The following is a 13,252-nucleotide window of genomic DNA, read 5'->3' as shown; positions in this document are numbered from 1 at the left end:
CTTAATTATATTCATTAGGTAAAAATAAAATCAACCCCAATCTATGTTCGTCGACTTTCATCCTTATTTTTAGCCATTCATATCGCGACCTATTCCCCATTCCAAATGATATGTGGCAGATGGTTGTGTAAGGTAATTAAAAAAGGACTTATGTATCTACCAAATTCAGGTAGTTGATAGAAAGCAGTGTATGCTATAATGAACCTAGTTTACTAGCGAAAAAGGAGTTAGCGCCCTTGCGAAAAATCGCCACAATTGTAACCGTTATCATATGTATCTTCCTTTTTTATTTGACTTTCGAATCGACCGTAAAGGTGTTTAGTGCCGATTGGCAATTGCCTCGGGCAACGGAGCATGAACAGATGAAATATAGAATTGTGCTGATTACCCAAGAACTAGAAACACCTTTCTGGGATCAAGTGAGCGCCGGTGCAATTGAACAAGCCCAGAAAAGCGGGGTAGAGTTAGAAGTATGGGGAAGTTATGGCAACAACCAAGAGGATTTTTTGAAAAAAATTGAAATTGCCATTTATTCGAAAGTGGACGGTATTATCGTTCAAGGCTTGGATACCGATGAGTTTAAGGATTTAACGAAGATTAAAGCTGCTTCTTACGGGATCCCAATTATTACTGTGGCCAATGATGTGCCGATGGAAGAGAGTCTCCGACGAACGTATGTCGGATCTAATCAGTACCGAGCAGGGGAGTTAATTGCGAACGAGTTGCTTGCTGATATGGGGGAGACTGGAGAAGTTGTGCTATTATTTGATAGCCGGCAAGAATATTATCAAAGACAACGGTTGGACGGCATAAAAGATGTACTTAAGGACTATCCAAACATCCAAACTATTGATGCAGAAACCCAAGATACGAGGGAACAGGTAACCGCTACAACAAAACAAATTCTCAATCAGATTCCTGAGTTGGATGCTTTCATCGCGATTAATGCTAATTTCGCAGGAGATATGATTCAAGAAATAGGTAGCCGCTCCCAAATAGATCCTTATCATATATATTCATTTGACGACGATCCAGAATCATTATCACTATTAGAAGAAGGAAAACTCGACGGTATGATTGAGCAATCCCCGAGGATGATGGGGGAGACGAGTGTGAACCTGATGAACAATTGGCTGAGAAATGATCATGTGCCGCTTGATATGGATGGTTACCTCACTGACATTCGAATGGTAAAGGCGATGGATGTCCAATGAACAGTAGCATTCAAAAGAAAATATGGATTCTCGTAATGGTTGTCTTGTCGATTATGGCGGTGATTTGGATTTCACTCACCTACTATAATCATAAAATGCAAAACCAATATAACAACATTTTGGAGCGTTATTTGCTTATGAATGAAGTGTCAAGTGCGAGTCAGGAAATGATTACGGCACTGAACAATTATTTACTTGAGCCTTCTCCGGACACACTTGATGTGTTGTATACGGATAAAGATAAAATCCAGAAATTAAAATCTGACGTTTCTGAATTTATGAATAAGGAAAATCAATTTGCATTAACAAACTATGTCAATCTAGTAGACAGTTTAACTGAAACTACCGATCGATCACTAATGTTTCATACAGAGCGAGAAACAGCAAATGCGATGAAAGCGTTTGCTGAAGCGACTAGGATTTCTAACTATATCTCTGACATGACGTTAACGTTGATTGATACAGAATTACGCACATACGACCGTTTTTATCGAGGGATTATTGATCAATCAGTTGAATTAAACAAGCTGGGAATTTGGTTGTTTTTATTAATTACATTGCTGTTATTGTTATTTGCCTATTGGTTTTCGCTAAGAATTACTAAACCAGTGCTAAAGCTATCACAAGCAGCGAATGAGCTTTCCAAAGGAAGATTTGATTTAAAAATAGAGGTAGATTCTAATGATGAAATTGCCTTTTTAGCGAAGATGTTTGACCGGATGCGCATTAATATTAATAATTTGATATCCGAAATTCATTATAATGCACAGCTTGAAAATGAGCTGCAGCAAAATAAGCTACTTTTGCAGGAAAGTCAGCTTCGAAGTCTGCAAAGCCAGATTAATCCGCATTTTTTGTTTAATACACTAAACACGCTATCGAAAAAGGCGTATTTAGAGGGTTCAGAAGAAACGAGTGATTTACTCGTAAGTGTGGCAGGTTTGCTTCGTCACAATCTAAGACGTCTAGATAAATCGATTACACTTGCTGAAGAAGTTCGTGTGCTGCAGCAGTATATAAATATTCAAAAAGCTAGGTTTACCGATCGATTACATTTTCAGATGGAAGTAGAGGAAGCGTGTCTTGATGTGCAGATTCCAGGATTAACACTACAGCCAATTGTAGAAAATGCTGTGATCTATGCTGTTGAACCGGAGGAGGATGGCGGTACCGTTTGGTTTCGGGTGATTGATGGAATAGAGCAGGTTACAATTGAAATTGAAGATAATGGCCCCGGCATGACAAACGAGAAAATTAAGCGAATTCTCGAGGAGGCTCCTGATGAAACAGAAGGACGTTCAACGGGTATTGGCATCAGCAATGTCGTTAAGCGTCTGCGTTTATTTTACAACTATGATGATGTTATTCATATTGAGAGTCGGATCGGGCATGGCACAAAAGTTGTCTTGAATATTCCTAAACAAAAAGGAGTCGACACGTATGATAAAACTACTAATCGTTGATGATGAGCAAATCGAGCGGGAAGGATTGCAAGCAATTTTGCAGAAAGCTTTTCCAACTCTGGCCATAGAGCAAGCTAAAAATGGAAGAATTGCTGTTGAAATGGCACAAAAATTCCTGCCAGATTTGATTTTAGTAGATATTAAGATGCCGGGTATGAATGGCTTTGATGTTGTGGAACAAGTCAAAGCAACAAATGCTAACAGCAAATTCGTCATGGTAACCGCTTATGCCAAATTCGATTATGCAAAGCTAGCGATGAAACATGGTGTGATCGATTATATTCTGAAGCCGAGCAAAGCGAGTGAAATTGTCGAAACAGTTGGTAAGGTTTTGCAATCGATTGAAGAAGAGCACAAGTCGTTAGAGACGAACCTAGATCAGCAGGAAAAGCTAGAAAAAGCAATGTCTGTAGTCGAAACAGATGTTGTTACGCAACTGTTGTTTGATCATGTTCACGAACTTCAATTAGATGAGTTAGTTCGTTTGCTAGATGTTCGGTCGACAAATGAAGTATTTGTGATGAGCCTTGTGGTGCCGATAGGTTCAGAAAATTGCTATCCAGCTGTCAAAAATAAAGTGAGGGAGTCGGGAAGTGGTTGGGTTGGTGCGTTGTATGGTCGTCAGCTTCCCATCATCATGTTCCGAAAGCCTGATACAACATTTCGATCGCAAGCAATTTTCCTCGCACGGGAAATTCTTTCAGTAGTGAACGATGACGTTAGTAAAGGCTGCTTTATTGGTATTGGTAATGTTTATAGCACGTTGAATGATATTCGGAAATCATATCAGGAATCGCTGATCGCGACAAAGGATACAATGCTTCCGGTTAAATATCGCTTTTATTCCGACCTGCCTGCCATCGATCCCCAATCTGATGAGCAGCTAATGAAAGAGCGGGAAAAGGATTTTTTTGATCAAATCCACAGCGGTCAATGGGAGCTTGTTTATGCTAACTTGATGGATTTAATCAAGCGCTATGAAAGTGCAGACGTAAACATCAATCAAGCACAGCAGCACGCGCTCGAGTTTCTCTGGATCGCTTCAAGGGTGTTGGGCGAGATGGGGATTGAGTCGGACACACCAATATATCCTTATCAAATTATGAATTATAGACAGCTACGTGCAGAGACAAGTCATTTGTTGGAGAAATTGAAACAGTCATCTGCAGCATATTATGACCAATTAGAGGATGACATCATTCATCAGATCAAGCAATATATCATTGACAATTCCAATCAAGATATCTCACTCGATATGATTGCTAAGAAGGTGGGCTTAAGTCCCATTTATATAAGTAAAATGTTTAAAGAGCAGCTTGGCATCAATTATATTAATTTTTTAACCGAATGTCGTATTGATAAAGCGAAGAAGTTGATGATGGACCCTGATCGAAGTTTAAAGGAAATTACTTTTGAAGTAGGTTATCATGATCCCAACTATTTTAGTAAAGTATTTAAGCGAATGTGTGGAGAATCACCAACAAAGTATCGCAAGAACTTGTTAACTAACAAAGGAATTATAAGCTTTAAAACTTAACCGGAATTGGAGCGGGACTTATGAAGCGGTTATTTTTACAAGTATGTATACTGATGCTCGCTCTTGTGCTTGTGTCAGCATGTGAGCAGACAGCTTCTTCTAGTGATACAACATCGTCTCCTAATAAGCCTGAGCGGGGTGGGGGGGAAGTCGATGCTGATGATAAAATTAAAATTGGTTTTTCGATGGATACATTAGAAGAAGAGCGCTGGCTACGTGACAGAGATTTATTCAAACAAGCGGTTGAAGCTTTAGGGGCCGAAGTTGATATTATGGCTGCAAATGGTGATGATGGAGTGCAGATTTCACAAGCGGAAACGCTGATTGGTCGAGGTATTGACGTTCTTGTAGTCGTTCCGCACAACGCAGAATCTACGGCAGCAATCGTGAAGAAGGCACACTCAGCCGATGTCAAGGTGCTTTCCTACGATCGTCTCGTCAAAAATTCTGAAATTGATTTGTACGTTTCCTATGACAACGAAAAGGTAGGTGAGCTCCAAGCGAAGGCAATTACAAGACTGGTGCCAAAAGGCAAATATGTTTACATCGGAGGTGCGGTTACCGATAACAATGCGCATTTGTTTAAAAAAGGAGTATTCAACGTGTTACAGCCATTGATCGACCGAGGTGACATTACTGTTGTATTTGATCAATGGACGAAGGACTGGGTGCCGGAAAATGCTAAAGCCAACATGGACATCGCATTACAAGCGAACAACAATCAAATTGATGCAGTTATTGCGGCTAATGATGCGACGGCAGGTGCTGTCATTCAAGCGCTTAAAGCACAAGGATTGGCAGGAAAAATACCAGTAGCTGGCCAAGATGCTGAGCTTGCTGCTGTGCAAAGAATTGTTTAAGGAACACAGACGATGACCGTGTACAAACCGATCCAAGCGCTAACCGAGAAAGCAGCTACGTTAGCGGTTGAGCTTGCAAAAGGGAAAAGTATCGATGTCTTACGAGAAGTTAACAATGGGAAAGTCGAAGTACCATCTGTGCTACTGTCCCCAATTGCCGTTGAGAAATCGAATATTGATGACACAATCATTGCAGATGGCTTTCATTCGGAGCAAGAGGTGTACATGGGTGAATAGTATGGATGTTGTAGAGTTTTGTGGATACAGGTCTTATGAAATAATGTTTAACAGTGAAGCGGACATGGTATTGCCTATATCATGGTAAGAGGGGAATAGGGATCTCGTGTCCGGCTAGATGAAAAAATCGCCTAAATTCCATAAATAAGGTTTTCTTGTCCGCGTAATCAATCACTGAAATAATCCAAAGATCCAAACAATCAGATAAACTGGAATGGCTACAATAATTCCCCCTGCGATCAGATAGCTAAAAGGCTTTGCAAAGAAATTTATCGTGTCATAGATTGTCCCTGCTATAATATCGATAAAACGAAATATCATTATCGATCCCTCCAGTAAGTATTGGTTGAAGTCCTTGAAAAAGAGAGCATGTTAGGCACTCTTTCTGAATTTGCTAAGAGAAAATAAAACTAAAACAATGCCGATCACTAGTAAAAGACAAACAAAAATATTTTCAAAAATATTCGGCATCGAAGGTTCGCTCGGATAAGAACCTCTTTTGTCGTCGGAAATGATAATTCCAAATAAATATAATGATAAAAATCTTTCCCAAGTAAATATTATCCCACTTAATCCGATCATCACTAGCCCTGAGATGAAGCTCGTCTTTTTCATGATATTCAGCTCTCCTTTTCTCTTGAATATTTTTCAGCTATTTTCCTAACACAGTTTCAAATGCACGGACCCACACAACTAAGATAAATCGACATGCTCAAAATGTTCTACTATTGGAAAGGGGTCATAAAAATGATGTAGTTGCCTTTTCCATTCTTGATACTCGCTAGATTGTCTAAATCCAACTGTATGGTCCTCTAGGGTTTCCCACTTTACTAATAGTAAGTATTTTCCCTCAACCTCGATACAACGCTGCAATTCATGACATATGTACCCTTTCATGGAAGAGATAATTTCTGATACCGCGCGAAATGCTTTTTCATATTCGACTTCCATACCTTGTTTAACTTGTAACATGACAGCTTCTAATATCATTAATTGTCCACCTTTCTATATGTACTACAACTCTCTCCTGTTTATCACATCGTGTTAACTTTTTACTTAACACCATTGTCAACGTACTTTATTTTCTAATATTATATTAACGTATTTGTCCATTCAATGTTGAGAAACATAGATACTCAACTTAACAAAATCACTCAATTTAGACAATTTCATAATACTTATTTTCAGTAATTCACATCCCATATAGTTGATCTATAACAGTTATTATTGTTAAATCACAAATGCTATCTAGTCTCCATAACGGGATTGGGTAGATTTTTTTTGATAACTTTTCACAAAGGATAAAAAAGTACAGGTAATACCAAAATAGTACTATTATAAAGCGTTTTCACTGCCGGATACGGGTGCTATATTTAACTTGTTAGCAGAAAACGTATATGGATTTTTAAATTTGAAAGGGGTTTCAAGATGAGAGAAAAGTTTAAGTTTATTCCGGTTTTATTACTTGCAATTTTTATCGTACTTATTGTTTCTGGTTGTAACAATGATGGTGGAGTGAGTGTAGGGATTGTATTACCTACAAAAGATGAACAAAGATGGGTACAAGATGAAGAAAGATTTAAAGCAGCAATCGACGAATCCGATTACTCTGCTGAAATTTTGTTCAGTCAAGGCTCTTCTGCTAAGGAAAAAGAAAACGTAGAAACATTAATTAGTAAAGGTATTGATGTGCTAATTATAACCCCTGTTGATGGTGATTCAGCTGGTGGTGCAGTTGAAGCTGCTAAAGAAGAAGGAATTAAAGTTATTTCTTATGACCGTCTCATTACAAATTCAGAAGCTGTTGATTATTATGTAACATTTGACAGTGTTGCAGTAGGTGCGGCACAAGCACAATATTTAGTCGATCATTCAGAAGGATCTGACATACCGTTATACTTGTATGCTGGTGCAGCAACTGATAACAATGCGTTCTTGTTCTTCGAAGGTGCATGGAATGTGCTTCAACCTAAAATCGCAGATGGAACATTTGTAATTGCTAACTCAAGCGAAGCTGAAGCTTTACAAGATAAAGCGGAATTAACACGTGAGGAAATGAGTGGCATTATTAGTCAAATTACAACGAGCTGGGATCCAGCAGAAGCTAAAAACAAAGCGGAAACACACTTAACTGCAGCAGGTGCTGACATGAAGGGTGATATCGCGATACTTGGTCCAAATGATGACACTGCTCGTGCAATTGCTGACGTTTTCTCTCAAGATAGTGCAATTACTAGCTATGTGATCTCTGGTCAAGATGCTACAAAAGCTTCAATACAATATATTATCGATGATAAACAATCGATGACAGTGTTTAAAGATGTTCGTACTTTAGTTTCTGATGCAATGGGTATGGCACTTACAATTCTAGACGAAGAAACACCTGAAACAACTGGTTCTTACGATAACGGATCGATTGAAGTACCAGCAAAACAATCGGATGTTATTAGCGTAGATAAAGCTAATGTAAAAGCAGAAATTGTTGATTCTGGCTACTATGAAGCTAGTGAATTTACTGGCTTAGAATAAGTAATAATTTTTCAACGGAATAGTGATAGATTTATCTATCACTATTCCGTAATTGTTAAGTTGTCTGGTTAAGGAGGCATAACGATGAGCGATTATATTTTAGAGATGAACCAAATATCGAAAGAGTTTACAGGTGTGAAGGCGCTCTCTAATGTCAATTTCAAAGTCGAAAGAGGAGAAATTCACTGTTTAGTTGGAGAAAATGGCGCTGGTAAGTCGACACTTATGAAGGTGCTTAGCGGTGTTTATCCTTATGGAAATTATCAAGGCGATATCGTATACAATGGCGAGGTCCAAAGGTTTAATAAAATAAAAGACAGTGTAGAAGTTGGTATCGCAATTATTTATCAGGAGTTGGCATTATTCCCTGATCTTGCTGTTTATGAAAATATATTCATAAATAATGAGATTCAGAATGGTGGAGTTTTAGATTGGAATAAAGCAATTGTCGAATCAAAGCAATTACTCGAAAAAGTAAAGTTGAAAGTAAATCCAGAAACGTTAATAAAAGAATTAGGCGTGGGTAAACAGCAATTAGTCGAAATTGCAAAGGCGTTAAGCAAGGACGTAAAGCTACTCATTTTGGACGAACCGACCGCTGCTCTTAACGAGAATGATAGTGAAAATCTATTGGAATTATTACGCGAGTTAAGAAAGCAAGGAATCACCTGCATAATGATTTCTCACAAGCTAAAAGAAATCATTGCGATTGCAGATAAGGCGACGGTACTCCGGGATGGTGAGACGATTTGTACATTGGAAGCTTCTAAAGGGGAAGTTACCGAGGCTGCGATTATTAAAAATATGGTTGGTCGAGAAATAAATGATATTTATCCGAAAAGGCCGAATAAAAAAATTGGTGATAAGATTCTTGAACTATCAAACTGGTCTGCATATGATGCACAGTTAGGTCGCCAAGTTGCGAAAAATGTCGACCTTTATGTGCGACAAGGTGAAATCGTCGGAATAGCCGGCTTAATGGGTGCCGGAAGGACGGAGCTTGCGCAAAGTATTTTTGGCAATGCAAGAAAATACAAATTGCAAGGTGATTTGTTTGTTGATGGTATGCCTGTCATTTTAAAACATACCAGTTATGCAATTAAGGCTGGAATTGCCTATGTAACAGAAGACAGGAAAGGTAACGGTTTATTTTTATTACAGGATATAAAAAGTAATATTTCTGCTGGGAATTTAAATGGTATTTCCTCCAGAGGAATATTGAATGAAAACGAAGAGATTATAGTCGCGGAAGAATATCGACAATCATTAGGTATCAAATCACCATCGATTCAGCAACTCGTAGGTAATTTGAGTGGTGGTAATCAACAGAAAGTTTCCTTAGGAAAGTGGCTTTTTGTAAGTCCGAAATTATTGATCTTAGATGAACCGACTCGTGGTATTGATGTTGGTGCTAAATTTGAAATTTATAACGTTATGAATGAATTAATAGATAAAGGTATGAGCATTATTATGATTTCATCAGAGCTTGGTGAGATTCTGGGGATGAGCGACCGTATTTATGTGATGGCAGAAGGTGAGATGCAAGGGGAATTGTCATCAGAAGATGCGAGTCAAGAAAAGATAATGCAGCTTGCGACGCAATAGGAGGTAGAACGTATGAAATTGTTAAGGGAAGCGCTGGGCGTAATCAAGCATAACATTCGTGACTATGGGATGTATATTGCTTTAATTATCATTATGATCACATTTACAATTCTAACAGATGGATTATTTATGACGTCACGAAATATAAGTAATTTACTAGATTCAGCTGGTTATATTGCAGTGCTGGCTGTCGGGGTCATGCTCGTTATCGTTATCCGTCATATTGACTTATCGATTGGATTTTTAGCTGGTTTTCTTGGTGCGATTGCGGCAATCTTACTTTTGCAGGGGATACCGGTATATATTGTGATTCCGATTGTACTTATACTAGGCATGCTTGCTGGTTCAATTACAGGTTTCTTAGTAGCTAAAGTTGGAATCCCAGCCTTTGTGGCGACACTAGCTGGATGGCTGATTTACCGAGGTGCAATCCTCTTAGTAACCGAAAAATCAGGAACTATTAATGTAGACAATGAAGCTTTTAATGCGATAGGTAATGGATACATTCCTTCAATCATGGAAATTGGTGGATTACATTTGCTTTCTTTGCTTGTTGGAGCAGTAGGTATTTTATTTTACATTATTAGTGCACTATCTAATCGTAGAAATAAAATAAAATATAATTTTAAAGTCGTTTCCACACCGATGTTTGTGATTCAATTAATTTTTGTCTCCGTTATTATTGCTTATGTTACTTGGCTACTGGCTGGTTATAATGGGTTGTCATGGACAGTGGTGATTATTCTTTTAGTTGTTATGATTTATCATTTTGTTACTACGAAGACAGTAATAGGAAGACACATCTACGCCGTCGGTAGTAATCCCGAAGCAGCCCATTTAAGTGGAATCAGTGTGAGTAAAATAACCTTCCTCGTATTCGGTTCGATGGGGATGCTCTCCGGACTATCCGGTATTTTGTTTACAGCGCGTTTGCAATCAGCAACAACAACTGCAGGTACATTATTCGAACTTGACGCGATTGCCGCGGCCTTCGTTGGTGGTGTATCCGCTGCTGGTGGTGTTGGTAAAGTAACTGGTGCTGTCATTGGTGCGGTCGTTATGGCGACTTTAACAAATGGGATGAACTTGATGGGTGTTGGGATCGCTCCCCAATATATGATTCGTGGTGGAGTACTAGCACTAGCGGTTATCTTTGACGTTATGACGCGGAGGCAGAGAGCCTAGAAAAATGAGCTCCATCCTTTTTAGATTAAGTAGTGCCGTTTAGCTTAAAGAAATAGCATTCTAATTAGCAGACTAAATCGCATATGATTTGGTCTTTTTTTTATCTTTTATAAGCTTAAAAATCACGACCTAAGTGATATAATGACAACTATTATCAACATGATGATTGCTATGAAGATGGGAATTTTGTGAACGAGGTAGTACAAAAATGGATTTTATACTTACTTAATTAAAGTGTATGGAATGTTATTGGAAGGATTGATTTACTAATATGGAAATAAGAAAACCAAATCAGTTAGAAATTGAACAAATATTAACACATTCCCCGCAAGCGATCTTTGAGGGAACTTTAGGTGAAGTAGAACCAACATCCCAGAAAGCCAAACAACTGGTAAGACCACTTTTAGAGAAGGGCAGTTATTATTTGATATCGACAGAAAACAATGTATTAGCGGGTTGGATTCTTATAGGAGGTAGTAAAGACCAGTTTTCAGATAAGAAAATCGGATTTATATATGAATTATTTGTGTTAGATGAATATAGAGGTAAAGGTATCTCAAGACAATTAATTAAAACAGGTGTTGACCAACTAAAACAAGCGGGATATACCGAAGTTCGTTTAAATGTATTTGCAGGAAATCAAGCAATTAGCATATATGAAAGTTTGGGGTTTGAAAATAGAACAATTACGATGAGTATGTCATTATAAATAGGAATGCGTAAATCCAAATTTATGAAAAATACCCACAATTATGCTAACCTAAAAGTAACAAAAAGGAGTGATTTGCTATGGTAAAACCAGTTCCGGAAATAACATTGAATGATGGTACTACTTTGCCTGTTTTGGGCTTGGGTACGTATCAACTGAAAGGGAATCAAGGTGCGGAATCAATCAGGAGTGCAATTGATGATACAGGATACCGATTAATTGATTCTGCCTACAATTACGAAAACGAAGGAACAGTTGGGGAAGCGATTAGGCGTAGTAGGGTAGCGAGAGAAGACCTACGCATCGCCTCTAAATTACCGGGGCGTTATCAGCAATACGATAAAGCAATTACGACTGTGCAAGAATCTTTGTATCGCGCGAACTTGGACTATTATGATTTGTATCTCGTGCATTGGCCAAATCCGATCCAGGATAATTATGTGGAAGCTTGGCAAGCGTTAATCGATGCCAAAAAGCAGGGGCTCATCCGCTCAATTGGTGTATGTAACTTTTTACCAGAGCACCTAGAACGTCTTGAAAAGGAAACAGGTGTGAAGCCGAGCATTAATCAAATTGAACTGCATCCATTTTTTAATCAAGCAGAGCAAGTGAAGTGGCACAAAACCAATGATATCCAAACACAATCATGGAGTCCATTAGCCAAAGCAAAGGACATCTTGCACAATGACACGCTTAAAAAGATTGCTAGCAATCATGGTAAGTCGATTCCACAAGTGGTGCTGCGTTGGCATTATCAACTCGGCTCAGTGATTATTCCTAAATCGGCATCACCAGAAAGACAGCGTGACAATATATCGATCTTTGATTTTTCACTGGATGAAGCGGAAATGAGCTTGATTTCCGGATTAACTCAAGCAGATGGTAGGATAAATGATCAGGATCCTGCGGTGTATGAAGAGTTTTAAGAATATTGCTCTAACAATCATTCCGAATGTTTGTTAGAGCTTTTTGGTTGCAGGAAATTATAAAATATACTAATTGAGGATAACATTAAGCATTAGCCACGGCCAGCTCCGAGAGCCAGCGACTAGAGAGACTTCCCTCACCTCATGACACGATAAGTCAACATCGGTTCAGGTTTTATGGAAGGTCGACTAAAAGCGGACTTGTCGTCCAACGTCGACATACCCCCTTTGCGGGGGCATGTTTCCTTTATCTCCTCCGGTTCTGTCCAGTCCGTACGTCGCTAACCGGCGCCAACCGCTTTTGTTCTATGAAATTTTGTGACGTTTAATAGGCAGCCTACGTCTATTTGTAAAAGGTGCAACTCAAGATGGAGGTAGCCAGTGAAAAAAATTATATGTATCACAATCTTATTAAGTGTTGCTTTAAGTTTTATGGGCATGACGATCATTCCATCCACAAGTTATGCTTGTTCCTGTGCGGATCCTAACCCTGTGGAAGCAGAGTTTAAGCGAGCGACGGCAGTGTTTTCTGGTGAGGTTGTTAAAATCACAGAAAATCCTAGTTCAAAGCAGGTATTATTTAAGGTGACAGAAACGTGGAAAGGTGTTTCTCGATCACAAGTATATATTACAACTGGAATTGGTGGTGGCGATTGTGGCTATCGTTTTCAGCAAGGTAACAACTATTTGGTCTATGCGCACCCGTCCTCGATGTACGGAGGAAACAATGGACTAGTTACGATTCACTGTGACGGAACCAAACAATTAAGTGAGGCCGAAGAGGACTTGGTTATTCTAGGTGAAGGTGAGTTGCCAGATGAAATAGTAAATCTTGAGGTAGAAGAATCGAAAGCTGTGCTGTGGGTTGGTTTCGCTTTCCTGATCCTAGCAATTAGTATTATATTTGTATGGAGAAGGTTAAGAAAATAATAGGTGTTATAGGACCTTAAAGCATAAGGTCCTTTTTACTTGAAAAAAAACTTGGAC

The 13,252-nt window shown here is 38.7% G+C and carries 12 protein-coding genes and 1 pseudogene; 10 read left to right on the top strand and 3 right to left on the bottom strand.

Features of this window, described 5'->3' with window-relative positions; genetic code table 11:
* Window positions 1–236: 236 nt before the first annotated feature.
* From ACI6MV_RS15025 to xylF, 4 genes and pseudogenes are all read left to right on the top strand, one after another.
* Window positions 237–1,214, top strand: coding sequence for a sugar ABC transporter substrate-binding protein (locus ACI6MV_RS15025; RefSeq protein WP_407271135.1), 978 nt, complete (start codon window positions 237–239; stop codon window positions 1,212–1,214).
* Window positions 1,211–2,677, top strand: a complete 1,467-nt coding sequence (locus tag ACI6MV_RS15020) for a sensor histidine kinase (protein WP_407271134.1) — start codon at window positions 1,211–1,213, stop codon at window positions 2,675–2,677. The genes ACI6MV_RS15025 and ACI6MV_RS15020 overlap by 4 nt, the downstream gene beginning before the upstream one ends.
* A complete protein-coding gene (locus tag ACI6MV_RS15015; RefSeq protein WP_407271133.1) occupies window positions 2,655–4,214 on the top strand; it encodes a response regulator in 1,560 nt (519 codons plus the stop codon). The genes ACI6MV_RS15020 and ACI6MV_RS15015 overlap by 23 nt, the downstream gene beginning before the upstream one ends.
* Before the next feature lie 20 nt (window positions 4,215–4,234).
* Window positions 4,235–5,311: pseudogene (gene xylF, locus ACI6MV_RS15010) on the top strand (D-xylose ABC transporter substrate-binding protein).
* 171 nt (window positions 5,312–5,482) lie between these two features.
* Here xylF and ACI6MV_RS15005 read toward each other — a convergent pair.
* From ACI6MV_RS15005 to ACI6MV_RS14995, 3 genes are all read right to left on the bottom strand, one after another.
* Window positions 5,483–5,632, bottom strand: a complete 150-nt coding sequence (locus ACI6MV_RS15005) for a hypothetical protein (RefSeq protein ID WP_407271132.1) — start codon at window positions 5,630–5,632, stop codon at window positions 5,483–5,485.
* Between the two features lie 51 nt (window positions 5,633–5,683).
* Window positions 5,684–5,926 (bottom strand): hypothetical protein, encoded by a 243-nt coding sequence (locus ACI6MV_RS15000; RefSeq protein WP_407271131.1) that lies wholly within the window; start codon window positions 5,924–5,926, stop codon window positions 5,684–5,686.
* Window positions 5,927–6,004: 78 nt separating this feature from the next.
* A complete protein-coding gene (locus ACI6MV_RS14995; RefSeq protein WP_407271130.1) occupies window positions 6,005–6,301 on the bottom strand; it encodes an antibiotic biosynthesis monooxygenase family protein in 297 nt (98 codons plus the stop codon).
* 438 nt (window positions 6,302–6,739) lie between these two features.
* Here ACI6MV_RS14995 and ACI6MV_RS14990 point away from each other — a divergent pair, with 438 nt between their 5' ends.
* The 6 genes from ACI6MV_RS14990 (at window position 6,740) to ACI6MV_RS14965 (ending at window position 13,195) form a co-directional block, all read left to right on the top strand.
* Window positions 6,740–7,840, top strand: a complete 1,101-nt coding sequence (locus ACI6MV_RS14990) for a sugar ABC transporter substrate-binding protein (protein ID WP_407271129.1) — start codon at window positions 6,740–6,742, stop codon at window positions 7,838–7,840.
* A gap of 84 nt (window positions 7,841–7,924) precedes the next feature.
* Window positions 7,925–9,445 (top strand): ATP-binding cassette domain-containing protein, encoded by a 1,521-nt coding sequence (locus ACI6MV_RS14985; protein ID WP_407271128.1) that lies wholly within the window; start codon window positions 7,925–7,927, stop codon window positions 9,443–9,445.
* A 12-nt stretch (window positions 9,446–9,457) separates the two neighbouring features.
* Complete coding sequence (locus ACI6MV_RS14980) at window positions 9,458–10,630, top strand: sugar ABC transporter permease (RefSeq protein ID WP_407271127.1); 1,173 nt, start codon at window positions 9,458–9,460, stop codon at window positions 10,628–10,630.
* Window positions 10,631–10,901: 271 nt separating this feature from the next.
* Window positions 10,902–11,339, top strand: coding sequence for a GNAT family N-acetyltransferase (locus ACI6MV_RS14975; RefSeq protein WP_407271126.1), 438 nt, complete (start codon window positions 10,902–10,904; stop codon window positions 11,337–11,339).
* Between the two features lie 80 nt (window positions 11,340–11,419).
* Window positions 11,420–12,265, top strand: coding sequence for an aldo/keto reductase (locus tag ACI6MV_RS14970; protein WP_407271125.1), 846 nt, complete (start codon window positions 11,420–11,422; stop codon window positions 12,263–12,265).
* 381 nt (window positions 12,266–12,646) lie between these two features.
* On the top strand, window positions 12,647–13,195 hold the full coding sequence (locus ACI6MV_RS14965) for a hypothetical protein (protein ID WP_407271124.1): 549 nt from the start codon (window positions 12,647–12,649) through the stop codon (window positions 13,193–13,195).
* Window positions 13,196–13,252: the final 57 nt, after the last annotated feature.

Origin of the sequence: Radiobacillus sp. PE A8.2, assembly GCF_045635475.1 — a bacterium.
Taxonomy (GTDB): Bacteria; Bacillota; Bacilli; order Bacillales; family Amphibacillaceae; genus JBJGXI01.
Note: the sequence above shows the minus strand (reverse complement) of the source record. Positions and strands in the feature narration are given on the sequence as shown.

What these genes read in the sequence shown, in the direction of transcription:
- ACI6MV_RS15020 (WP_407271134.1), top strand. Translation starts at nt 1,211, where the DNA reads ATGAACAGTAGCATTCAAAAGAAAATATGGATTCTCGTAATGGTTGTC.
- ACI6MV_RS15015 (WP_407271133.1), top strand. Translation starts at nt 2,655, where the DNA reads ATGATAAAACTACTAATCGTTGATGATGAGCAAATCGAGCGGGAAGGA.
- ACI6MV_RS15005 (WP_407271132.1), bottom strand. Translation starts at nt 5,632, where the DNA reads ATGATATTTCGTTTTATCGATATTATAGCAGGGACAATCTATGACACG.
- ACI6MV_RS15000 (WP_407271131.1), bottom strand. Translation starts at nt 5,926, where the DNA reads ATGAAAAAGACGAGCTTCATCTCAGGGCTAGTGATGATCGGATTAAGT.
- ACI6MV_RS14995 (WP_407271130.1), bottom strand. Translation starts at nt 6,301, where the DNA reads ATGATATTAGAAGCTGTCATGTTACAAGTTAAACAAGGTATGGAAGTC.
- ACI6MV_RS14990 (WP_407271129.1), top strand. Translation starts at nt 6,740, where the DNA reads ATGAGAGAAAAGTTTAAGTTTATTCCGGTTTTATTACTTGCAATTTTT.
- ACI6MV_RS14985 (WP_407271128.1), top strand. Translation starts at nt 7,925, where the DNA reads ATGAGCGATTATATTTTAGAGATGAACCAAATATCGAAAGAGTTTACA.
- ACI6MV_RS14980 (WP_407271127.1), top strand. Translation starts at nt 9,458, where the DNA reads ATGAAATTGTTAAGGGAAGCGCTGGGCGTAATCAAGCATAACATTCGT.
- ACI6MV_RS14975 (WP_407271126.1), top strand. Translation starts at nt 10,902, where the DNA reads ATGGAAATAAGAAAACCAAATCAGTTAGAAATTGAACAAATATTAACA.
- ACI6MV_RS14970 (WP_407271125.1), top strand. Translation starts at nt 11,420, where the DNA reads ATGGTAAAACCAGTTCCGGAAATAACATTGAATGATGGTACTACTTTG.